Source organism: Streptococcus sp. ZY171113 (assembly GCF_057748235.1).
Genome location: NZ_CM173243.1, coordinates 1,606,452 through 1,628,209, shown reverse-complemented (window position 1 = coordinate 1,628,209; position 21,758 = coordinate 1,606,452). Strand labels below are relative to the sequence as shown.

At 51.7% G+C, this 21,758-nt stretch carries 18 protein-coding genes; 15 read left to right on the top strand and 3 right to left on the bottom strand.

Features of this window, described 5'->3' with window-relative positions; translation table 11 throughout:
• Window positions 1–8 precede the first annotated feature (8 nt).
• The 14 genes from AC3ARB_RS07705 to AC3ARB_RS07640 all read left to right on the top strand — a co-directional run bounded on the left by AC3ARB_RS07705 (window position 9) and on the right by AC3ARB_RS07640 (window position 10,840).
• Window positions 9–848 (top strand): thymidylate synthase, encoded by an 840-nt coding sequence (locus AC3ARB_RS07705; protein WP_488319994.1) that lies wholly within the window; start codon window positions 9–11, stop codon window positions 846–848.
• A gap of 9 nt (window positions 849–857) precedes the next feature.
• Window positions 858–1,415, top strand: coding sequence for a YdeI/OmpD-associated family protein (locus AC3ARB_RS07700; protein WP_488319993.1), 558 nt, complete (start codon window positions 858–860; stop codon window positions 1,413–1,415).
• 78 nt (window positions 1,416–1,493) lie between these two features.
• Window positions 1,494–2,006 (top strand): dihydrofolate reductase, encoded by a 513-nt coding sequence (locus AC3ARB_RS07695; RefSeq protein ID WP_488319992.1) that lies wholly within the window; start codon window positions 1,494–1,496, stop codon window positions 2,004–2,006.
• A complete protein-coding gene (locus AC3ARB_RS07690; protein ID WP_488319991.1) occupies window positions 1,996–2,166 on the top strand; it encodes a hypothetical protein in 171 nt (56 codons plus the stop codon). Before AC3ARB_RS07695 ends, AC3ARB_RS07690 begins: the two co-directional genes overlap by 11 nt.
• Before the next feature lie 19 nt (window positions 2,167–2,185).
• A complete protein-coding gene (clpX, locus tag AC3ARB_RS07685) occupies window positions 2,186–3,418 on the top strand; it encodes an ATP-dependent Clp protease ATP-binding subunit ClpX (protein WP_488319990.1) in 1,233 nt (410 codons plus the stop codon).
• Between the two features lie 9 nt (window positions 3,419–3,427).
• Complete coding sequence (yihA, locus tag AC3ARB_RS07680; protein ID WP_488319989.1) at window positions 3,428–4,024, top strand: ribosome biogenesis GTP-binding protein YihA/YsxC; 597 nt, start codon at window positions 3,428–3,430, stop codon at window positions 4,022–4,024.
• 100 nt (window positions 4,025–4,124) lie between these two features.
• A complete protein-coding gene (locus AC3ARB_RS07675; RefSeq protein WP_488319988.1) occupies window positions 4,125–4,355 on the top strand; it encodes a DUF1797 family protein in 231 nt (76 codons plus the stop codon).
• Window positions 4,356–4,872: 517 nt separating this feature from the next.
• Window positions 4,873–5,568 carry a phosphoglycerate mutase gene (locus AC3ARB_RS07670; protein WP_488319987.1) on the top strand — a complete coding sequence of 232 codons (696 nt, stop codon included), beginning with the start codon at window positions 4,873–4,875 and terminating at the stop codon, window positions 5,566–5,568.
• Window positions 5,569–5,794: 226 nt separating this feature from the next.
• Entirely contained in the window at window positions 5,795–6,598 is an 804-nt protein-coding gene (locus tag AC3ARB_RS07665; protein WP_488319986.1) for a lipoate--protein ligase family protein, read from the top strand.
• On the top strand, window positions 6,598–7,791 hold the full coding sequence (locus AC3ARB_RS07660) for an NADH-dependent flavin oxidoreductase (protein WP_488321547.1): 1,194 nt from the start codon (window positions 6,598–6,600) through the stop codon (window positions 7,789–7,791). Before AC3ARB_RS07665 ends, AC3ARB_RS07660 begins: the two co-directional genes overlap by 1 nt.
• Window positions 7,788–8,768 carry an LLM class flavin-dependent oxidoreductase gene (locus AC3ARB_RS07655; RefSeq protein WP_488319985.1) on the top strand — a complete coding sequence of 327 codons (981 nt, stop codon included), beginning with the start codon at window positions 7,788–7,790 and terminating at the stop codon, window positions 8,766–8,768. The genes AC3ARB_RS07660 and AC3ARB_RS07655 overlap by 4 nt, the downstream gene beginning before the upstream one ends.
• A 39-nt stretch (window positions 8,769–8,807) precedes the next feature.
• The gene (locus AC3ARB_RS07650; RefSeq protein WP_488319984.1) at window positions 8,808–9,140 is read left to right on the top strand and encodes a glycine cleavage system H family protein; all 333 of its coding nucleotides are present in this window, start codon (window positions 8,808–8,810) and stop codon (window positions 9,138–9,140) included.
• On the top strand, window positions 9,133–9,963 hold the full coding sequence (locus tag AC3ARB_RS07645) for a protein-ADP-ribose hydrolase (protein ID WP_488321546.1): 831 nt from the start codon (window positions 9,133–9,135) through the stop codon (window positions 9,961–9,963). The genes AC3ARB_RS07650 and AC3ARB_RS07645 overlap by 8 nt, the downstream gene beginning before the upstream one ends.
• Window positions 9,944–10,840: an SIR2 family NAD-dependent protein deacylase gene (locus tag AC3ARB_RS07640; RefSeq protein WP_488319983.1), complete on the top strand. Its 897-nt coding sequence runs from the start codon at window positions 9,944–9,946 to the stop codon at window positions 10,838–10,840. Before AC3ARB_RS07645 ends, AC3ARB_RS07640 begins: the two co-directional genes overlap by 20 nt.
• Window positions 10,841–10,902: 62 nt before the next feature.
• On the opposite strand, the gene pepT is transcribed toward AC3ARB_RS07640, so the two are convergent.
• Together pepT and AC3ARB_RS07630 are read right to left on the bottom strand one after the other, a co-directional pair.
• Window positions 10,903–12,129 (bottom strand): peptidase T, encoded by a 1,227-nt coding sequence (gene pepT, locus AC3ARB_RS07635; protein ID WP_488319982.1) that lies wholly within the window; start codon window positions 12,127–12,129, stop codon window positions 10,903–10,905.
• Between the two features lie 13 nt (window positions 12,130–12,142).
• A complete protein-coding gene (locus AC3ARB_RS07630) occupies window positions 12,143–14,092 on the bottom strand; it encodes a S9 family peptidase (RefSeq protein ID WP_488319981.1) in 1,950 nt (649 codons plus the stop codon).
• Window positions 14,093–14,352: 260 nt separating this feature from the next.
• Between AC3ARB_RS07630 and AC3ARB_RS07625 the strand changes: the two genes are divergently transcribed.
• Window positions 14,353–20,643 carry an endo-alpha-N-acetylgalactosaminidase family protein gene (locus AC3ARB_RS07625; RefSeq protein WP_488319980.1) on the top strand — a complete coding sequence of 2,097 codons (6,291 nt, stop codon included), beginning with the start codon at window positions 14,353–14,355 and terminating at the stop codon, window positions 20,641–20,643.
• Between the two features lie 220 nt (window positions 20,644–20,863).
• Here the strand turns inward: AC3ARB_RS07625 and AC3ARB_RS07620 are convergent, their stop codons facing one another.
• Window positions 20,864–21,709 carry a DegV family protein gene (locus tag AC3ARB_RS07620; RefSeq protein WP_488319979.1) on the bottom strand — a complete coding sequence of 282 codons (846 nt, stop codon included), beginning with the start codon at window positions 21,707–21,709 and terminating at the stop codon, window positions 20,864–20,866.
• Window positions 21,710–21,758 lie beyond the last annotated feature (49 nt).

The window sequence follows — 21,758 nt, the reverse complement described above, 5'->3', positions numbered from 1 at the left end:
GAAAAATCATGACCAAAGCAGACCAGATTTTTAAAGACAATATCCGCGAGATTTTAGAAGATGGGGTCTTTAGCCAGCAGGCTAGACCTAAGTACAAGGACGGTCGTACGGCCAACTCCAAGTACATCACGGGTTCCTTTGCGGAATACGACCTGAGCCAGGGCGACTTTCCCATTACCACCCTGCGCCCCATCGCCATCAAATCAGCCATCCGTGAGATTTTTTGGATTTATCAGGACCAGACCAGCGACCTGTCAGTTTTGCAGGACAAGTATGGCGTGACCTACTGGAATGACTGGGAGGTTGCAGGCACAGGGACTATCGGTCAACGTTACGGGGCTATCGTTAAAAAGCATGACATCATTGGCAAGCTCCTCAAGCAATTGGCTGACAACCCTTGGAACCGTCGCAATGTCATTTCCCTTTGGGATTATGAAGCCTTTGAGGCGACTGACGGCCTCTACCCTTGTGCCTTCCAGACCATGTTTGACGTCCGTCAGGTTGGCGATGAGATTTTCCTTGATGCCACCCTGACCCAGCGGTCTAACGACATGCTGGTGGCCCACCACATCAATGCCATGCAGTATGTGGCCTTGCAGATGATGATTGCCAAGCATTTTGGTTGGAAGGTGGGCAAGTTCTTTTACTTCATCAACAACCTCCACATCTACGACAACCAGTTTGAGCAGGCGAAAGAATTGCTCCGCCGAGAGCCGACCAACTGCCATCCTCGTTTGGTTCTTAATGTCCCAGACGGTACAGATTTCTTTGCCATCAAGCCAGAAGACTTTGAGTTGGTGGACTACGATCCTGTCCTGCCCCAGCTCAAGTTTGACTTGGCTATTTAGGAGTTGCCCATGAAGAACCAACTGAACCTAACGAACCGTCAGGCCTTTCGGGCTTGGCTTTCGGAACATGGCAGAGCTGAGACCGAGTGCTGGCTCCAGCTCAAGCGGGGACGGCCGACGGCAGAGCAGGTGTTTTACTACCTGGACGCTGTCGAAGAAGCCCTGTGCTTGGGCTGGATTGACAGCACCCTGAAAAAGGTGGATGGTCAGACCTGGCAACGGTTTTCACCCAGGCGGCCCAAGTCCAACTGGACAGCCCTCAACAAGGCCAGGGTCAAACGCCTGGAAAAACTTGGCCTCATGACCGACCAGGGCCGGGCTGTTTTGCCTGACTTGACGGTTGACCTGGACCAAGACTTGGTTGATATCCTGAAAGCAGAAGGGGTCTGGGAGACCTTTTCCAGCTTTCCTCGGCTCTATCAGGAGGTCAGGCTCAGTAATCTGGCCTTTCAACGGAAAAACCAACCCCAAACCTATGACAAGAGTTTAGCTCGGCTATTGACCCAAACCCGTCAGGGCAAGCTCTACGGGGACTGGGACGATTACGGGCGTTTGGGGGAAGATTAGGTGCTCGAAAAGTTTTTTCGAGCATTTTTTGCTGGAATTTGGTAAAATAGTCTCACTAAACTAAGTTTGGAAGGGCTTATGAGCAAACAAATCATTGCCATTTGGGCCCAGGACCAGCAGGGGTTGATTGGAAAAGACAACCGCCTGCCCTGGCATTTGCCCAAGGAATTGCAGCATTTCAAGGAGACCACTATGGGGCAGGCCCTCCTGATGGGGCGGGTGACCTTTGACGGCATGAACCGTCGCCTCCTGCCAGGTCGGGAGACCCTGATTTTGAGCCGGCAGGCTGGCCTTGACGGGGTTGAGACCCTGAACAGTCCCCAGGCCGTTTTGGACTGGTTCGAGGGCCAGAACAAGGACCTCTACATCGTTGGTGGTGCCCAGGTCTATGAGGCCATGCTGCCCCACTGCGACCGCCTGATTGTGACCCGAGTGGCTGGCGACTTTGCTGGCGACACCCATTTCCCTGCCCTGGATTGGTCCCTTTTTGTGCCAATAGCAGAGCAGGTCATCGAGGCTGATGAGGCCAACCCACATGCCTTTACCATCACGACCTACCAGAGAACAAAGGAGGAGAACCGTGCAACGTAGCATCTTAGGGGTGATTACCGCCTTTCTTTGTGGCATTTGCCTGTTAGCAGCAGGTCCAGCCTTTCAAAAACGCCGCTATGGCCTGGGGATTTTCTTTCTCCTCAATGCCTTTAGCAATATTGTTGTGACCATTCATGCCTTTTACGGCAGCTTATTTTAATTAGAAAAACGAGGAAATCATGGCAGGAAATCGAACCACTGACCTGTTTGTGCGTTGTTCATTCTGTGGCAAGCACCAAGAAGAAGTCCGCAAAATCATTGCAGGAAACGGCGTTTTCATCTGTAACGAATGTGTGGAACTCTCTCAGGAAATTATCCGAGAAGAACTGTCAGAAGAAGTGCTGGCTGATTTGGCTGATGTGCCAAAACCCAAGGAACTCTTGGACATTCTTAACACCTACGTTATCGGTCAAGACCGAGCCAAACGGGCTCTGGCAGTAGCGGTGTACAACCACTACAAACGGATTAGCTTTGCAGAGAGCCGAGATGAAGACGAGGAAGTGGATTTGCAGAAATCCAACATCCTCATGATTGGCCCAACCGGTTCTGGTAAGACCTTCCTGGCCCAAACCCTGGCCAAGAGCCTCAATGTGCCTTTTGCCATCGCAGATGCGACTGCTCTGACCGAGGCTGGCTATGTGGGTGAGGACGTGGAAAATATCCTCCTCAAACTCATCCAGGCCGCTGACTACAACATCGAGCGGGCTGAGCGGGTCATTATCTATGTGGATGAGATTGACAAGATTGCCAAGAAATCGGAGAATGTCTCCATCACCCGTGACGTGTCTGGTGAAGGGGTTCAGCAGGCCCTCCTGAAAATCATTGAGGGTACAGTTGCCAGCGTCCCACCGCAGGGTGGTCGCAAGCACCCTAACCAGGAGATGATTCAGATTGACACCAAGAACATCCTCTTTATCGTGGGTGGAGCCTTCGATGGCATTGAAGAGATTGTCAAGCAACGTCTGGGTGAGAAAATCATCGGTTTCGGCCAAAACAGCCGCAAGATTGATGACGATGCCTCTTACATGCAAGAAATCATCTCGGAAGACATCCAGAAATTTGGCCTGATTCCAGAATTTATCGGTCGCTTGCCTGTCATCGCAGCTCTTGAGCAGCTGACTGTTGATGACTTGGTGCGGATTTTGACTGAACCTAAGAACGCCTTGGTCAAACAATACCAGACCCTGCTGTCTTACGACGGGGTTGATTTGGAATTTGACCAAGATGCTCTGGAAAGTATCGCTGGCAAAGCCATCGAGCGTAAAACTGGTGCCCGTGGCCTTCGCTCTATCATCGAAGAAACCATGCTGGACGTCATGTTTGAAGTGCCAAGCCAAGAAGAGGTTACTCTGGTTCGGATCACCAAGGCCGCTGTTGACGGGACAGACAAACCTGTCCTCGAAACCGCCTAAGGAGGGCTCATGAGCGAAGAAGTTCTCAATACTCACAATGCTAGCCTGCTCCTGTCAGCTGCCAACAAGAGCCATTACCCCCAAGACGACCTGCCAGAAATTGCTCTAGCTGGTCGCTCCAATGTGGGCAAGTCCAGCTTTATCAACACCTTGCTGGGTCGGAAAAACCTGGCTCGGACCTCCAGCAAGCCGGGGAAAACCCAGCTTCTCAACTTCTACAACATTGATGACAAGATTCGCTTTGTCGATGTCCCAGGTTACGGCTATGCTAAGGTTTCCAAGACCGAACGAGCCAAATGGGGGAAGATGATTGAGGAATACATGACCAGTCGGGACAATCTCTGTGCCGTGGTCAGCCTAGTGGATTTGCGGCATGACCCGACAGCGGACGATGTCCAGATGTACCAGTTTCTCAAGTATTATGAGATTCCAGTTATTGTCGTCGCTACCAAGGCTGATAAAATCCCCCGTGGCAAGTGGAACAAGCATGAAGCAGCCATCAAGAAAAAGCTGGAGTTTGACAAGACCGATACCTTTATCATCTTTTCGTCTGAAACCAGAGAGGGGTATGACGCGGCTTGGGACGCTATTTTGGACAGTTTATAGGAAAAAAGAGGGGAAAAATCGCTAAATTTGGTGATTTTTCTTTTGGTCAGCCTAAAAATATGGTAAAATGGTAGGGTAAACATAAGATAGGAGAAAACAAATGGAATCACATTTGGTTAGAATCATCAACCGCCTGGAGCTGATGGCAACAGACGGTAGCAACCTGAAACGTAATTTTGAACGTGAGGGTGTTGTGGTGGCAGAAGTGGCCTTCAACAACGACCCAGAAAACGGCCCAACCTTCACTCTCCGTGATGTGGCGGCCCGCGAAAGCTACACCTTCGATAGCATCGACCTGATTGCTATGGAAATCTACGACCTGCTCTATTAAGAACCTGTACTCACATCTCAGTATTCACCTGACTGGCTAGTTTTGGCTCACTCTTTGTCACATTTTTTGGTAATACGGGCAGTATTTCTGCAAAAATGTTTCTCGATTGCACCAAAACTAGCCTAGTCAATCAAATACTTCGATTGTGAATACAGGTTCTAAGAGCAGCAGACGGCTAGGCAACTGGCCGTTTTTTGCTGCTCTGCTTGACTGGCTGGTTCTGCCTTCCTGGCCTTTTCTTTTGGGAAATGAAGTCTCGGATTTTTAGTGCTATATCGCTTGTTATGCAAGACGCAGTGGTTGAGTGGGCTCTAATTCGCTGCTTTCATCAGCTTTTACAGCCCTACTCAACTGTGCGGGGGTGGGGCGACAAAATCGAGCCCTTTGGGTTGCCGATTTTTGCCCCACTCCCATTTTTCCAAAAAAATCGCAAGTTTTAGTAGCATTTTTCACAAAAATCCTGTAAAATAGTAAGGGTAAGTGGGCCTAGACCCACATAGAAAAAAGGAGAATCCAAATGGTAAAATTGGTTTTTGCTCGCCACGGTGAGTCTTTGTGGAACAAGGCCAACCTCTTCACAGGTTGGGCAGATGTTGATTTGTCTGATAAAGGGACACAGCAAGCGATCGACGCTGGTAAGCTGATCAAAGAAGCTGGTATTGAGTTTGACTTGGCCTTCACATCAGTTCTGAAACGTGCCATCAAGACCACTAACTTGGCCCTTGAAGCTGCTGATCAGCTTTGGGTACCAGTTGAGAAGTCTTGGCGCTTGAACGAGCGTCACTACGGTGGTTTGACTGGTAAAAACAAGGCTGAGGCTGCTGAGCAATACGGTGATGACCAAGTCCACATCTGGCGTCGTTCTTACGATGTCTTGCCTCCAGATATGGCCAAAGACGATGAGCACTCAGCCCACACTGACCGTCGTTACGCTCACCTTGATGGGTCTGTTATCCCTGATGCAGAAAACCTCAAAGTGACCCTTGAGCGTGCCCTTCCGTTCTGGGAAGACAAGATTGCTCCAGCTCTTAAAGACGGCAAAAACGTCTTCGTTGGTGCTCACGGTAACTCAATCCGTGCCCTTGTTAAGCACATCAAAGGTTTGTCAGATGACGAAATCATGGATGTTGAAATTCCAAACTTCCCACCACTGGTGTTCGAATTGGATGAGAAACTCAACATCACTAAAGAGTACTACCTCGGCGGCGAATAAGATTTGAGACAAAAAAACTGGCTGCGGCCAGTTTTTTTGTCGTCTAGTTCTGAAAGGCCTCACGGTTTCAGGTTTTAGGAGAGGTGATGTGTTAGTCAGAAAAGTTTATGATAATCCTCTAGCCAGCTCTGCTATTTTTCCCAAAAAGGGAGGAAGCCGAGCTTTTTTCGCTGAAACTGGTTTCATCCTGCAAACTTATGGTATAATGAAGAGAGAAGGAGTTCCTATGACCACTTACCTCAGTCGCCTGGCGGCCTATCCGATTTATGCCTTTGACCAGCCTAGCTCCCCCTTTATTTGGACGGAGGTTCTTTTGCGTGAGGTCAATCGCAACCCTCAGCAGGTTATCGCCCACCTCTGGCCCTTGGAGGAGACGGTGATTTTGGGCATGTTGGACAAGCAGGTGCCTGATTTGGAGCGGGGGTTGACTGTCATTGAGGCGGCGGGCTACCAGCCTGTGGTTCGAAATTTGGGCGGTCTTGCGGTCGTGGCGGATGAGGGGGTTCTGAATTTTTCCCTCTTTTTGCCCAACCCGCTTGACCAGAAGCTGGAGATAAAGGCTGCCTATCAGCTCATGAAAGAGTTGGTCGAGCGGCTCTTAGTTGACCAGGGGGTGACGGTTGAGGCCTACGAGGTGGTGGATTCCTACTGCCCAGGCAACTTCGACCTGTCCATCGCTGGCAAGAAATTTGCTGGTCTGGCCCAGCGGCGGATTAAGGATGGGATTGTGGTGTCCATCTACCTCAGCGTTTGTGGGGACCAGGCCAAGCGAGGCCAGTTGGTGGCCGATTTTTACGCCGCTGGCATCGGTGGCCAGGCAACCACCTTTACCTACCCTGAGGTCAATCCCGCTTCTATGGCCAATCTCTCTGACCTCTGCCCGACGGATTTCACGGTGGCAGAAATCAGGGAGCGGCTCTTGGTGGCCTTGGCTGATTTGGGCCAGTCCCTCAAAACCTATCAGGTCACGCTGGAAAATGAGCTGGATTTTGAAGCCTTTGACCAGCTGGTTCAGGGAGGTGGGCGATGATGGTTACTGACTTATTCAGTCCTCTGACTCTGCCCAAGGGGACAGTTCTGGCCAACCGTTTTGTCCTGTCGCCCATGGTGACCAATTCGTCAACGGCGGCTGGTCTGGTGACGCAGGCGGATTTGGCTTACGCTCAGCGACGGGCAGCTTCAGCCCCCTTGCAAATCACAGGGGCAGCCTATGTGGACCCAGCAGGCCAGCTTTTTGAGTATGGTTTTAGTGTGGCGGAGGACACCACCATTCCTGGCTTGACCCAGCTGGCAGGGGCCATGCAGTCCCAGGGGGCCAAGGCTGTTTTACAACTGACCCATGCTGGCCGTTTTTCCAGCCACACCCTAGCTCGGGATGGCTTTGTCTATGGCCCCAGCCCCATGCGACTCAACTCACCCATTCCCCATGAGGTGCGGGAGTTGACTGCACAGCAGTTGGAGGAGCTGGTTGAGGCCTATGCGGCGGCGACCAGACGGGCTATCAGGGCGGGCTTTGCTGGGGTTGAGGTGTCCTCGGCCCAGCGGCTCCTGATTCAGACCTTTTTCTCCACCTTCAGCAACCAGCGGACCGATGCCTACGGCTGTCAGAGCTTGGAAAGCCGGGCCAAGTTGACCTTGGACATTTTCCGAGCCGTTCAGGCGGTCATCAAGGCTGAGGCCCCGTCGGGCTTTATCCTGGGCTTCCGAGCTACGCCTGAGGAGACCCGAGGGGCTAGCATCGGTTACGCCATTGAGGACTTTAGCACCTTGTTGACCTGGCTTTTGGACATGGCAGAGCTGGACTATCTGGCTCTAGCCTCTTGGGGACATGACGTTTTCAGGAACCGGGTGCGGTCTGCTGGACCTGACCAGGGTCGCCTGGTCACCCAGGTTATCAGGGAGCGGTTTGGCCACCGCCTGCCCATTATGGCAACGGGGGGCATCAATACTCCTGATAAATGTTTGGAGGCCCTGGAGACGGCTGACTTGATTGGCCTGTCCACCCCTTTCTTGGTGGATCCAGAATTTGCCCAGAAGATTGAAAGCCATCAGGCTGACCAGATAGAACTCCTCATCAAACCAGACAAACTGGAACGCTTGGCCATTCCCCAAGCGGCCTTCAAGGACATCGTGCCTCTGATGGACTATGGGGAGAGCCTGCCCGACCAGTCGCGGGCGGTTTTTCGGGGCTTGGCGGCCAATTATGACAAGGAGAATCAATGAAATTAAGTGTCTTGGATTATGGCCTGATTGATGAGGGCCGGACGGCCCAGGAGGCTCTGGCAGAGACGGTCCAGCTGGCCCAGCGGGCAGACAGCTTGGGCTACCACCGTTTTTGGGTGGCTGAACACCACAATGTCCATGCCTTTGCCATTTCCAGCCCAGAGCTGGTCATGGCCCATCTGGCCAGCCAAACCCAGCGGATTCGGATTGGATCTGGGGGCATCATGGCCTTGCATTATAGCCCCTTTAAGTTGGCTGAGTTAGTGGCCACCCTGACCAGCCTTTATCCCAATCGGATAGACATGGGTTGGGGCAATTCTCTGGGGACGGCTCGGGTGAGTCGGGCCCTCAAGAGCCAGCAGGGTTCTGGTGACTTTGAGGCGGTTTTGGCTCAAATCACGGCCTACTTGACGGCCGAGACCCAACCCTTTGCCAACCCTCGTGGGGCTGGCCTGCCCCCAGCCTTTACTCTGGGTATGGGTGGCCAGTCGGCTCAGGTGGCCGGCCGTCAAGGCCTGGGTTATGTGCTGGGCCTCTTTCCCTACCTCTTTGATGACCCTTTTGAGGTTATCCGAGCTAGCTTTGACCGCTACCGTCAGGCCTTTAAGCCATCGGTTTATCAGGCCCAGCCCCAGGCCATCTTGGCCGTCTTTGTGGTGGTTGCTGAGACGACTGAAGCAGCTGAGGATTTGGCTAGAGCTGTCGGAATCTGGCTCTTGGGCAAGGAAGACTTTAATCACTTTAAGACCTTTCCCAGTGTGGCGACGGCCAAGGCCTACCAGCTGACCGCTGAGGAAGAAGACCTGCTCATTAAGCAGCGGGAACGCTTGCTGGTTGGAACACCTGACCAGGTTCGAGCGAGATTGCTTGACTTGGCCCAGGTCGGTCAGGCAGATGAGTTGTTAATTATCCCTCTGGTCCCTGGATTTGACAATCGTTTAAGAAGTTTGGAGCTCTTGGCTGACCTAATCAGCTAGGCTGCTCTGCTATTTTTCAAAAAAGAAAGAAGGAAAATCATGAAAAAATTTGCAAACTACCTCTGGGTAGAGAAAACGGACGACACCTACACCATCAGCATGACACCTGAGTTGCAGGATGACGTGGGCACCATCGGCTACGTGGAATTTGCGGAGGGCGACCGCTTGGAGAAAGACGGCCTGATCCTCAATTTGGAGGCGTCCAAGACCGTTATGGGCATCCTGTCGCCCCTGGCAGGCACCATTGTGGCCAGGAACGAGGCAGCTCTAGACCAACCGACCTTGCTCAACTCTCCAAAAGCTGAGGAGAACTGGTTGGTTCGCTTGACGGGCGTTGATGAGGCGGCGTTTGCTGGCTTGGAAGATGCCTAAGGAGGAGCAACTGGCCCTCTTGCAGGCCATGATTGGGCTCTTGCAGGCGGAGCGTGGTGAGGCTGAGGCCTTACCAGATGACTTGACTGAGGCAGAGACAAGCTGGCGGGCCCTGGTCAACACCCGACCTGCTGGAGAAGCTTCGGCTCTTTACCTGGAGCTTGAGGCCCGCTACCTGACCTGGCGAAATGGCCGAACGGTCAAGACCTTGGCGGACTGCCAGGAGGTGGGACACAACCTCTACCTCTACGAGGGCGACCTGACGGAGCTGGCTGTGGCAGCCATCGTCAACCCAGCCAACAGTCAGCTTCTGGGCTGTTTTGAACCCAACCACGCCTGCCTGGACAACGCCATCCACACTTGGGCTGGCACGGCCCTGCGTTTGGCCTGTTTTAGGCTAATGGCAGAGCAGGGCAGGAAGGAAGCGGTGGGGCAAGCCAAGTTGACCCCTGCCTTTCATCTGCCTGCGAAGGCGGTGATTCACACGGTTGGGCCCTTTATCCCAGCAGGAAAACCTGTTTCCCTCATTCGAGCCGATTTGCTCAAACAGTCCTATCTGGCCTGTTTGGACTTGGCAAATAAAGAGGGGCTGGCTAGTTTAGCCCTGCCTTGCATTTCAACTGGCCAATTTGGCTTTCCCAAGGACCTGGCGGCTAAGATCGCAGTGGAGACGGTCACCAGTTGGCTGGCGGCGCGTGAGAGCAGTTTACAGGTGATTTTTGCGGTCTATGACCCAGAGGACCAGGTGATTTATCGCCAATTGCTGGGGCTTGCCCCCAAGGACCATACGAAAGGAGTGCCCGATGACTTGGACGTCGTTTGAGACAAGTGACCTAACCCAAGGCCAGCTCTTGGCTGGCCTCATGGCCGAGGCGGATGCCATTGTGGTTGGTATTGGAGCTGGCATGTCGGCCTCGGATGGCTTTACCTATATCGGTAGCCGATTTGAGGACAATTTCCCTGATTTTATTGCCAAGTATGGCTTTTTGGACATGCTCCAGGCCAGTCTCTTTCATCTGGAGAGTTTGGAGGAGTATTGGGCCTTTCATAGCCGTTTCGTGGTCCTCAACTATCTGGACCAGCCCTTGGGAGCGGCCTATGTCAACCTCAAAACCATGCTGACCCAGCTGGGTAAGCCCTATTTTGTCATCACGACCAATGCGGACAATGCCTTTGAGGTGGCCGACTATGACACGGATCGGCTTTTCCATATTCAGGGCAAGTATGCCCTCATGCAATGCAGCCGCCATTGCCATGCCCAGACCTATCGGAATGATGAGCTCATGTGGCAAATGGTTGCCCAGCAGGCTGACATGAAGGTGCCAAGGGACTTAATTCCCTTCTGCCCAGTCTGTGACGCCCCGCTGGAAATCAATAAGCGAAACGCTGACAGTGGCATGGTAGAAGATGGTGATTTCCACGAGCAAGAGGCCCGCTACAAGACCTTCCTCAGCCAACATGAGGTGGGCAAGGTCCTCTACATCGAGATAGGGGTTGGCTACACCACGCCCCAATACATCAAGCAGCCTTTTCAGGCTCGGACGGTGGCCAACCCAGAGGCCCGTTTTGTCAGCCTCAACCAGAAGCTCTACCGCTTTCCGACCGAGGTGCGGGCCCAAAGCCTGACCTTGACAGAAGATATCGCCCAGCTCTTGGCCGAGGCGACAGGAGAATTGGGCTTGCCAGTTTATGGCAGATAGTCACAAAAACCTCACAAAGCCTTGCGAGTCACCGCTACAAGCTTTGTGAGGCTTTTTTGTTTTTAGGCCTCTCGACGGCTGACAATGCCGATAATGACATCAACAGCACGTGCCATGGTTTGGAGGCTGACAAATTCATAGCAGCCGTGGGCATTTTCCCAACCCGCAAAGAGATTGGGAGTCGGGATGCCCATAAAGGAGATTTTGGAGCCGTCTGTGCCGCCACGAATTGGGGCCACATCGACAGCGATTCCCAGCTCAGTCATGACCTCAACAGCAAGGTTGAAGGAGGTCATATCCTCCTCGATAACCCGACGCATGTTGTAGTATTGGTCGTACATGTCCAGGACTACTCGTTCTTCACCTAGTTCCTGATTCATCTTGGCCACGAGGTCTTTGAAAAATTGCTTGCGCTGTTCAAAATTCACCGTATCGTAATCTCGGATAATGTAGTGGGCCTTGGCCTGATCCACTACGCCGTCAATGGTCAGCAGGTGGTAAAAGCCCTCATAACCATCCGTTTTTTCTGGTCGGTCGTGTTCTGGCAACTGATTATGGAAATCAATGGCCATTTGGAGGGCGTTAATCATCTGGTTTTTAGCGGTACCTGGATGGACATTTCGCCCTTGGAAATGCAGGGTAGCTGACGCCGCATTAAAGGTTTCGTACTGGATTTGACCCAGCGGGCCTGCGTCCAAGGTGTAGGCAAAGTCCACATCAAAATCAGCCGCGTCAAACTTGTCTGCCCCGATGCCAATTTCTTCATCCGGCCCAAATCCCACACGAATTTCCCCGTGAGGGATCTCAGGGTGGGCAATCAGGTATTCCATGGCTGTCAAAATTTCAGCAATGCCAGCCTTGTCGTCTGCTCCCAAAAGGGTAGAGCCGTCCGTTGTAATCAAGGTATCGCCCAGATAGTTGTGCAACTGGGGAAAATCTTTGGGATCCAGATGGGCCCCTGTTTTGGCCAAAAGAATGGGCTTGCCGTCGTAGTTCTCAATGACCTGTGGTTGGATGTTTTCCGCATTGTAGTCTGCCGTGTCTACATGAGCAATGAAGCCGATTTTGCGGGTCATGGTTGGATCGGTGGCTGGCAGGGTACCGACCAGGTAACCATTGTCTTCAATGTAGTGAATATCGGTCAGTCCAATCCGTTCCATTTCTGGCAGGAGAACATCCAGAGTGAAGCGTTTTTGGTTCTCAGTGGTTGGTGTGGTCTTGCTTCTGATGTCACTTCGGGTGTTGATTTTAGCGTAGGTCAAAAAACGGTCTAATAAATTTGGGTACATGGGTTTCTTCTTTCTAGTGGGTTTGGAACCAGTCTTGGATGGCTTCTAGGCGTTTAATTCTCAAATTTGGCAGGCCATCACGGGATAGGCCGTGACTGGAGGCTGGGAAGGTGATGAATTTGGTCTCCACACCAGCTTTTTTCAGAGCCATATAGATTTGCTGGCCTTGCTCCAGTGGGCAACGGCGGTCTTCTTCCCCGTGGAGAACTAGCAGAGGTGTCTTGGCCTTGTGGGCATGAGCTAGAGGGGATAACTGCCAGAGCTTGTCAGCCTGGGTCAAATCGGCCTGCAGTTGATTTTCTACAAAGAAGGGACCGATGTCGCTGGCACCATAGAAACTGAGCCAGTTGGAAATGCTTCGCTGGGTGCAGGCAGCCTTGAAACGGTCGGTGTGACCGATAATCCAGTTGGTCATGAAGCCACCGTAGCTACCGCCCACTACATAAAGGGCACTGGCATCAATTTCAGGGTGTTGGGCCAGGACATGGTCAACACCCAGCATCAAATCATCGTAGTCGTGGTTACCATAGTCTCCAAGAATAGCGGCCACAAATTCCTGACCGTAGCTGCTACCACCACGAGGGTTGAGCATGATGACCCCGTAGCCTTGGGCAGCCAGAACCTGCATTTCATGGAAGAAGGATTCCCCGTAGCAGACCTGAGGGCCACCGTGGATATAAAGGATGGCAGGGTGCTTGTCAGCTTGTTCAAGAGGTGGCAGGTACCAACCGTGAACGTCCCAATCAGCGTAGCCTTTATAGGTAAAGCCTTGCGGTTCAACCAGCTGGTGTTCAGTCAGGAAGTCCTTGTTGGGGTCATAGAGGTCTTGTAGCTGACCGTCTTTTAGAAGGGCCAAGCGGCTAGGAACAGTCGTTGTCGAGTAGGAGAGGACAAAGGCTTCCTCAGTAGCTAGATAGGCTGCTCCCGTCACATGGAGCGTTTGCTCGATGAGGGGGCGAATTTCCCCAGATACATGGCCCTGATAGAGGAGAACACGGCCCTGATCAGTCACCGAGAAGACAAAACGCTCCTTGTCCAGCCAGTTAATGGCAACTCCAATCTTGCCCTGCTGGAAGTCAGCCACAATTTCATCACCGACGGAATGGTCCAGATCTTTGGTCAGAGAAGTCAACTGCCCGCTCGCCACGTCATAGAGGTAGAGCTGGTCTTGGGTGACGAACTGGTAATCAAACTGGTTACCGACCAAGAGGTAGTAGGCTTCATCAGGACTGACCGCTACCAGGGACAGGTTGCCATTATCCACATGGGCAGTCAGGGATTTGCTGGTTTGAATGTCTGGCTGGTAGCTCAGGACCTGGCCCAGCGGCCAAGAAAAATCTTCTGGAGTGGTTTTGGCTTGGTTATAGAGCACCTGCTTGCCATCAGCCGTCACATGAGCCAAAGAGAAGTCTTGGTCAGCCTCAAAGACCAGTTGAGGCTCTTGACCGAGCGACAAGGATTTAACCTGATAGGCTTGGTTCTCGGTCAGGTAGCCACGGCCGTCCATCTGGTAACGAACCTTGTTAAAGACACGAGGAGCAAGGAGCTCCTTGTCCTCAGTCTTATCGTTGTCAACTTCTGGGCTTGTCTGGTAGTAGATGGTTTTGGCGTCTCTTGCCCAAAGGTAGCGAGACACCCCCGTTTTTTCCTTAGTGAGGGCAATAGCAGAGCCACCAGTCAGGGGGATTTGATAAACTTGAGCAGGGCTTTTAGCATCTGTTTTACCCAGGAAGGTCAAGTATTGTTTGTCGGGGCTCAGGGCTAAATCACGGTAAAAACTTCCCCCATTGCCGAAAGGAACCTTATCACCTCTTGTCAGATTGAGGCGGTAAAGTTGGGCTTGATAGGCATTTGAAGCTTTGTCGATGCCTGTTTCAACAAAGTAAGCATAGCCATCATGCGTCACCAGGTCGCTGATATTTTTTAGGTCAAAAAGGCTGTCATTGCTGATTTTTTTCATCATTTTCCTCCAAAGGTTCCGTATGGTTTCCTTCTCATTATATCACATTTTTCCTCTTGTTCTGTTAACTTTTTTGGAAATAGCAGAGCAGGTCTGTTTGATTAGAAAGATACTTGTCTTAGTTTTATAACTTCTGTTTATTTATTCAAAAAAACCGTCAAAAACACACAAAAAGGACTTGCTATTTCTTGTTTTTTTCGTTATTATATAGATATTGAGAAAACGATTACACTTTTTGTGTGCAAAAAAGGAGGATTTTTATCATGGGTAAAGACCTATTTTCCAAACGCTCAAGTTTTTCCATTCGGAAGCTGAGTGTCGGTGTTTGCTCGGTATTGATTGGCATGAGTATTGTCGGTGGAACGACTGTTCATGCGGATCAGGAGACAGGGGAACTGGCTCCTGAGGGGCACTCAGCCCTGGTGCCTGAACCTGCTAAAACAGAACCACAAGCAGAAGCAGCTAAAAGCCTTGAACCCGAGAAAGAAGAAGCTCCAGCGGATGACTTAGCAGCCTCTTCTTTAGAAGCGTCAGCCATTGACCCCAAAACAGAAGAAAAAGAGCCTGAACTCATGGCGTCAACCACCAGCCCAGCGGCTAAGACGGTGGACTGGAGAGCGACGTCAAGCGTGGCAGGAACCGTTGAGGTCAAGGAAGCTGGAGGTGTCCGCTACAACGCTCTAGCGCCATCAGAGGGTAACGATAACGGTACTAATGTAGCCCTGTTTGAAAAAGAGGGCCTGCGGGTGGACGACACTGGCAATGCGACGGTTGGTCTGACCTTTGTGGAACAATCCGAGCCAGATGCTGGTCGTTTTGGCGTTTTCCTCAACCACAAGGACCACAACAACCATATCTTTGTCGGTTACGATAGCGGCGGCTGGTTCTGGGAATACAAGGCGGCTGGTCAAACGGGCCAATGGTTGCAGAACCGCAGTGCCCAAGAGCCAGTTAAGGGGTCAACCAACGAGCTCTTAATCAGCCTCAAGCATGACGGCCAGCTCAATGCCAGCGTCAACGGTAACCCTGTTTTTGATACCTTTACCGTCCCAACAGCTGTTATGGAAGCTCTGGGTGATAGCAAGAAGATTGCCCTTAAAGTCGGCCGTTTCGGCAGTCAAGTGACCCGAGTGGACATCAAGACGGACGACCAATCAGGAGTCGCTGCTGCCAAACCTCAGACTGAAACGGTTGATGATACTCGGGTTGACGAGAGTCAGTACCATTATGATACCTTGAGCTCAGGTGAGTTGACAGCCAAGATTGACCGTGCTTTCCCACGGATTCGGGAATATACCTTGGACGGTGAGACCCTGCCAGGTCAGGTCATCGCTAACAATAAGGTTAAAATCAATGGTCACGAGTTGGCTCCAGAAGTGGCTTATGAGAAGGTTGATAACAGCACCGCTCGCTACACTCTGAATGTCCGTTCTGATGAAAATTTGGTGAATGCTACCCTCAAGGTTCAGGTTAAGCTGGTCAAGAATGAGCTCCACTATGATGTGACCGAAGTGGTCAACCACAACAATGTGGTAGCTGGTAGCACCATTGATGACAAACGCAAACTGATTGAAACCATTGAGTTGCCTGGTAGTCACCTGGTATCTGTCTCAAGTGCTGATAGCGAAGCCAAGTTCAATGGGGCCCGCATGTCCACTAACACCCATCAGACGGGTGACGAAGAGGTGGCGGTGACCAAGACCATGGCTAATATGGCAGCTCGTGGTTACATGTATGGTTTTGTATCCAACAACAAGCTGGCAGCAGGGGTTTGGAGCAACTCCCAACACAACTACGGTGGTGGGGCCAACGACTTCACTCGTCTGACCGCCAACAAATTCTCTGCCAACGGTGAGAACTTTATCGGTATCCAAAGCTCGCCTTACATCTACCAGCGGGCCTATGAAAACAAGGTTTACGACGAGCGGACCTTTGTTTTGCCAAGTGCCAAGGTGGTCTTGACCAAGGACCAAAACGAGGACGGCCGCGTGGACTGGCAGGATGGCGCCATCGCTTATCGGACCATCATGAACAATCCGAAAGGGCATGAGAGTGTGCCTGATTTGGTGGCTTACCGGATTGCCATGAACTTTGGTTCTCAGGCTCAGAACCCCTTCCTCATGACCCTTGACGGCATCAAGAAAATCACCCTCCACACCGATGGTCTGGGGCAATCGATTCTTCTTAAAGGTTACGGTAGTGAGGGTCACGACTCTGGGCACCTCAACTATGCGGACGTCGGTAAACGGATTGGTGGGGTTGAGGACTTCAAGACCCTGATTGAAAAGGCTCGTCCTTATGGTGCCAAGCTCGGTATCCACGTCAACGCCTCTGAAACCTACCCAGAGTCCAAGTACTTCAACCCAGAACGCCTGCGCAAGAACGCTGACGGCTCTTATAGTTACGGCTGGAACTGGATTGACCAGGGCATCAACATCAACTCCGATTACGACATGGCCAACGGTCGTTTCGACCGCTTCAAGGACCTGAGGGACGCTCTTGGTGAGGGGCTAGACTTTATCTATGTCGATGTTTGGGGCAATGGCCAAGCTGGTAACGATTCTGCCTGGGCCACTCACATGCTGTCCAGAGAGATTAACGAGAACGGCTGGCGGGCTTCCTACGAATGGGGCTATGCTGGTGAATACGATTCAACCTTCCAACACTGGGCATCGGATTTGACCTATGGTGGTTTCTCACTCAAGGGCATCAACAGTAACATCGTTCGCTTCATCCGCAACCACCAAAAAGATTCATGGGTGGGGGACTATCCAAACTACGGTGGTGCCGCCAACAACCCACTTCTGGGTGGTTACGACATGAAGGATTTTGAAGGTTGGCAAGGCCGCAGTGACTACCTGGGCTACATGACCAACCTCTTCCGTGCCAACATTCCAACCAAATTTGTCCAGCACTTCAAGGTGACCAACTGGACCAACGGCACCCCTGTCAGCATGACAGATAACGGCCAGACCTATAACTGGACCCCAGAGATGGAAATCAAGCTCAAGGATGATAACAACCGCCAGCTGGTTATCCGTCGTAAGTCCAATGATGTCAACGCCGCAGGCTACCGTGAGCGGACCATGACCTTGGACGGTCGTACCGTCATGGATGGCTCTGCCTACCTGATTCCATGGGATTGGGATGCCAATGGCGGTGATCTGGCGACGGCTGATAAGAAGTTCTACTATTTCAACACCCAAGCAGGCAGCACCAGCTGGGAACTGCCAAGTGACTGGCAAACGGGTCCAGTTTACCTCTATAAGCTGACCGATACTGGTAAGGCTGAGGAGCGTCAACTGACCGTGGCTAATGGTCGCGTCACCATCGACGTGCCAGCTAATGAGGCCTATGTGCTTTACCGCAGTCCACAGACCAACCAAGACGTCAAGTGGAGCGATGGCATGCACATCGTTGACCAAGGCTTTAACAGCGGTAGCTTGAGCCCATGGGCCATCAATAAGACCGATAAGGCGGCTATTGTCCGTTCACAAGGTGACAACCCAATGTTGGCCCTGTCATCAAGCACCAGCGATGTGACCGTGTCCCAACGCCTGACTGACCTCAAACCAAACACGTCCTATGCCGTTTATGTCGGTGTGGACAACCGCAGCACAGCAGAGGCGACCCTGACTGTTAACACTGGTGACAAGATCATCAGCAACAGCACTGGTCAGTCGCTGGCCCTCAACTATGTCAAAGCCTATGCCCATAACACTTGGGAGCGGAATGCGACCGTTGACAACAAGAGCTACTTCCAGAACCTCTATGTCTTCTTTACGACAGGTGAGGATGTTTCAAATGTCAACCTGACCTTGACCCGCAAGGGTGAGGCGGTTGCCAGTGAGGGCCTGGTTTACTTTGACGAGGTGCGTGTCTTTGAAAACAACTCGACCATGTACGGTGGTGAGCATGATTTCAGCAAGACCAAGGTCTTCTTCCAAGACTTTGAGCATGTGCCACAGGGAATCTTCCCATTTGTTATAGGTGGCATCGAAGGGGTTGAGGACAACCGAACCCACTTGTCAGAGAAGAACGAACCATACACCCAACGGGGCTGGAATGGCAAGAAGATTGATGATGTTATCGACGGCAAGTGGTCACTCAAGACTAATGGCCTAGTTGGCCGCAACCGCTTGGTTTACCAGACTGTGCCGCAAAACTTTGCCTTTGAAGCTGGTAAGACCTATCGGGTGACCTTCGATTACGAGGCTGGTTCAGATGATGCTTACGCCTTTGTTATCGGTGAAGGCGAGTACCGTAGCCCAGACCAGTTGACCATGCACCCACTCAAGAACACCTGGGAGGGTAGTGAAAAGGCTGGTCGAGCCACCTATGTGATTAATGGCAGCGAATCTGGTCAGAGCTGGATTGGTATCTTCTCAACCAGCCGTGGTGGCGACACCAAGGGTGAGTCAGGTGGCAATGCCAACTTCCGTGGCTACAACGACTTCATCATGGATAACCTGCGGATTGAGGAGATTGAGGTCACACCTGACCTGATTTTGGAAGAGGCGGTAAAACTTCACTTGCCAATCGAAGATGGCACCTATACCAAGGATAGCCTGGTGGCCTACAAGGATAGTGTTGTGGAGTTGATGGCTGGTGTGGGTACTGGTTTGAGCTTGGATGCGGCCAGAGAATTGGCCAACCAAGCAGCAGCGGCTCGCATGAACCTGGTCAGCCATAAGGTGGCAGTAACCAGTCAGGACATCGAGTCAGCAACCGCCAGTGAACAGGCTGGTCAGAATGAGAACTTCTGGAAGGCCTTTGATGGCAATGCTGGCACCATGTGGCACTCCGCCTGGGATGGCAGCGGCTTTAGCAAGCCAGCAACGGCTACTCTGCGTGAACCGATTAACCTGACCCATCTGGAATACGTTCCTCGTCAGTCTGGCTCGAACGGTCGCCTCAAGGCAGGTAGCCTGGTCGTGGTTGATAGTAATGATGAGCGTCATACCTTTACCATCTCCAACTGGGCTGATGATGCCAAGGCCAAACGAATTGAATTTGGCAAGGAAATTGCGGCCAAACAGATTATTTTGACCGCAACAGAAACCTACGGTAACCGTGCTAGCGAGGCAAACAAGTATGTGTCAGCAGCTGAGTTGCGTCTGGGTCTGATTGTTCCGACCAATGCTCCAGATGACTTGACGCCATACACCACGGCCCTGGCAGCAGCCAAAACCCGTCTGGGTGAATCGGATGCTCAAATCCAGGAATTAGAAACCCTCTTTAACCAATTGCAGCGTCAAAACCTGGTAACGGCTAGTCAGATTGCTCGTTTTGCCCATGCTTTAGGTCAGTTGAAAGAAGCAGAGACCAGAGAAGAACTCGTTGATGAAGCTCTGCCATTTACTTCAACAACTCGTGAAGATGCCACTAAGCCAGTCGGTTATCGTCAGGTTGAGGTTGAGGGCAAACCTGGTAAAGTTGTTAAGAAGGTTCGCCAGCAGCTGGTCAACGGCAAGTGGGTGACCATCGCCGTTCTGGACCCAGAAGTTCGTCGAGAAGAACCAGTCAATGAGGTTATCGTGATTGGTACTCGTCCCGAATCTCCTACCAGGCCAGAAGTGCCGATTCGTCGAGAAGAACGGGAAGAATTGCCGTTTGGCACGGATCGACTAGAGGTGGACAGCCTTGATTTCGGTCAGGAGGAATTGATTCGAGAAGGTCGAGTTGGCTATGTCACCCGTGTCTATGAAAAGGCTGATGAAACCAGTGAGGAACGCTTGGTCGAAGAAAAAGATCGTGTTGAGCCTGTGAATAGACTTGTTCTGGTCGGCACCCGTCCGATTACCACGACGACGACAGTTCCTCGTGAGGTGCCAGAGACCATCGCCTTTGACACTGAGTACCTGGACGATGCTAGCCTGCCTCTGGGCCAAGAGGTCGTGGCCCAGGTTGGTGTCAATGGTCGCCTCATCAAGGTCTATGAGGACACCTTTACCAACGGTGTCAAAACGGGTGAACGCCTGGTTGATGTGAAGAGCGTTAGCCTGCCAGTCACTCATATTGTCCTTCGAGGCACCAAAGTTGTCCAACCTGAAGAGAAAGAAGAACTGGTTACTAAGCACGGTGAGGGTGTGACGGCTGAGGAGAAACCAAGCTTCCCAATCGACCAAGTGCCAGACGCTAAACTCCTTCCTGAAACTGAAGAGGAAAAACCGTCCTTCCCACTTGACCAGGTTCCAGCTAATGGGACTGGACCAGAAACGCCTCTTACTCAACATGGTGAGGGTGTAAGGGCTGACGAGTTGCCAGCAAAAGCGACTGGACCAGAAAGGCCAGTCACTCAAAAAGGTGACAGCGTGACAGCTGATGAGAAACCAGTCTTCCCAGTAGACCAGGTGCCAGTTAACACACCAGCTCCAGTGGCTATCCAGCCAGTTGCCCAAGCACCTGTGGCTAGTCCAGCACCAGCAACAAGTACAGACAGCAGCAAACCAAGCCTGCCAGAGACAGGTGATGCCGATTCAGTCTTGATGGCCATCGGTGCAGCCAGCCTCTTGGCGACACTTGGCTTGGCTGGTCTTAAAAAGAATGACTAGCTGTCTCTAGGAGCTTGTTACTCTTAAATGCAATAGCCTCCACTTGCCTAGTGAACTGCTCCCTGTCAAGTGGACAATGACATCATAAAAGCTTTAAGCCACGGCCTTGCTCCTCATTTCAAGAGGGGCAAGGCCGTGGCTGTTATGGCTTCCAGCCAGTTTTTCTCGCAGAGAAAAATAATAAACCCACCAGCATAGCTGGTGGGTTTTTGAAGAGGTGTTAGTCAATTTCATATCCCATTAAGATGCCGCCGTCTTCAGCATAAAAGCTACAGAGGCCAGTTGTGGGAATGAGGTCAATGATGGCGTTAGGGAATTTTTCGGTGATTGCCGCTTTCAGCTGGTCGCAGATTTTGTCATTGTTGCTATGGGCAATCATCACACGTCCGCCTTTGTAGCCAGCTTTAATCATTTCTTCGACACCAGCTGGGACAGCTTTTTTCTGGCCACGGGCCTTTTGGAGAAGTTCCAGGGTGCCTTCTTGGCTGGCTTGTCCGACCATACGAATGTTGAGGAGGCCAACAACGGCTCCTACCAACTTGCTCAAACGGCCATTTTTAACGAGATTATCTACCTTGGCCAGAATAAAGAGCAATTTTGTCTTGGCGTGATAGGCTTTGATGTCGGCAACGACTTGTTCAAATTCCAGACCAGCTGCGATTAAGTCATTGATTTTTAAGGCTAAGAGGTCCATCTGACCACCAGCTGAGAGGGAATCAAGGACATGGATTTGAGCATCAGGATAGTCTTCGAGGTACATCTCTGCTCCCAAACGGGCACTGTTGAAGCTACCAGACAAGGTTCCTGTAATGGTCACAATAATGGCCTTGTCAGCTCCTTCGAGGGCTTGGCGATAGGCTTCTGGGCTTGGGCAGGCTGATCCTGCGGCAGCTGAACTGGCATACATGGTTGCCATCATATTTGCAATATCAAGGCCATCATCGTCAACAAAAACCTGGTCGCCGACCTGAATGGTCAAGGGAACATTGACAAAGGTGGTGTCTGGTGCAAGGTTTGGGAGTTGTCTGAAATTACAACCTGAATCTACAATAATTTTCCATGTCATAGCATAGTCCTCCGTTGCCCCGTGACTTGACAAATGAGGGGCTTTCACT

Excerpts from the sequence above, each read along its gene's own strand:
- AC3ARB_RS07705 (WP_488319994.1), top strand. The coding sequence starts at position 9 with ATGACCAAAGCAGACCAGATTTTTAAAGACAATATCCGCGAGATTTTA.
- AC3ARB_RS07700 (WP_488319993.1), top strand. The coding sequence starts at position 858 with ATGAAGAACCAACTGAACCTAACGAACCGTCAGGCCTTTCGGGCTTGG.
- AC3ARB_RS07695 (WP_488319992.1), top strand. The coding sequence starts at position 1,494 with ATGAGCAAACAAATCATTGCCATTTGGGCCCAGGACCAGCAGGGGTTG.
- clpX (WP_488319990.1), top strand. The coding sequence starts at position 2,186 with ATGGCAGGAAATCGAACCACTGACCTGTTTGTGCGTTGTTCATTCTGT.
- yihA (WP_488319989.1), top strand. The coding sequence starts at position 3,428 with ATGAGCGAAGAAGTTCTCAATACTCACAATGCTAGCCTGCTCCTGTCA.
- AC3ARB_RS07675 (WP_488319988.1), top strand. The coding sequence starts at position 4,125 with ATGGAATCACATTTGGTTAGAATCATCAACCGCCTGGAGCTGATGGCA.
- AC3ARB_RS07670 (WP_488319987.1), top strand. The coding sequence starts at position 4,873 with ATGGTAAAATTGGTTTTTGCTCGCCACGGTGAGTCTTTGTGGAACAAG.
- AC3ARB_RS07665 (WP_488319986.1), top strand. The coding sequence starts at position 5,795 with ATGACCACTTACCTCAGTCGCCTGGCGGCCTATCCGATTTATGCCTTT.
- AC3ARB_RS07660 (WP_488321547.1), top strand. The coding sequence starts at position 6,598 with ATGGTTACTGACTTATTCAGTCCTCTGACTCTGCCCAAGGGGACAGTT.
- AC3ARB_RS07655 (WP_488319985.1), top strand. The coding sequence starts at position 7,788 with ATGAAATTAAGTGTCTTGGATTATGGCCTGATTGATGAGGGCCGGACG.
- AC3ARB_RS07650 (WP_488319984.1), top strand. The coding sequence starts at position 8,808 with ATGAAAAAATTTGCAAACTACCTCTGGGTAGAGAAAACGGACGACACC.
- AC3ARB_RS07645 (WP_488321546.1), top strand. The coding sequence starts at position 9,133 with ATGCCTAAGGAGGAGCAACTGGCCCTCTTGCAGGCCATGATTGGGCTC.
- AC3ARB_RS07640 (WP_488319983.1), top strand. The coding sequence starts at position 9,944 with ATGACTTGGACGTCGTTTGAGACAAGTGACCTAACCCAAGGCCAGCTC.
- pepT (WP_488319982.1), bottom strand. The coding sequence starts at position 12,129 with ATGTACCCAAATTTATTAGACCGTTTTTTGACCTACGCTAAAATCAAC.
- AC3ARB_RS07630 (WP_488319981.1), bottom strand. The coding sequence starts at position 14,092 with ATGATGAAAAAAATCAGCAATGACAGCCTTTTTGACCTAAAAAATATC.
- AC3ARB_RS07625 (WP_488319980.1), top strand. The coding sequence starts at position 14,353 with ATGGGTAAAGACCTATTTTCCAAACGCTCAAGTTTTTCCATTCGGAAG.
- AC3ARB_RS07620 (WP_488319979.1), bottom strand. The coding sequence starts at position 21,709 with ATGACATGGAAAATTATTGTAGATTCAGGTTGTAATTTCAGACAACTC.